Origin of the sequence: Cohaesibacter celericrescens, assembly GCF_002866925.1 — a bacterium.
Taxonomy (GTDB): domain Bacteria; phylum Pseudomonadota; class Alphaproteobacteria; order Rhizobiales; family Cohaesibacteraceae; genus Cohaesibacter; species Cohaesibacter celericrescens.
On record NZ_PKUQ01000053.1, the window covers coordinates 1 to 309 of the forward strand.

The 309-nt window shown below is 63.8% G+C and carries 1 pseudogene; it reads left to right on the forward strand.

Features of this window, described 5'->3' with window-relative positions:
- Nucleotides 1–309 (forward strand): annotated as a pseudogene (locus C0081_RS20425) (hypothetical protein); the annotation flags it as partial.

The window sequence follows — 309 nt, forward strand, 5'->3', positions numbered from 1 at the left end:
AAGGCTGGGCGCTTGCCGCGATTGGCACCCCCCTGCTCTGGCCCGCGCCACAAGATCTCATTCTGAAATTCATTGCCCATCATTTATGGGATGTGGCGGCGGAGGCAGGGTCGGCCACGGTCTCGGCGGAGACGGAGACAAGCTCAGCGGCGGCCTCAGCGGAGGTCACAGCGGTGGTATCGGCCTCTGGCATGGGGGCAACAAGGCGTGCAACAAGAGCCCACGGTATGCCCCGTGATGTGGCTGAGACATTGCGTGACCAAGGTCTGTTGCGCAGCAAAGGCCCGCATGCGCCTGCCACAGTCGAGC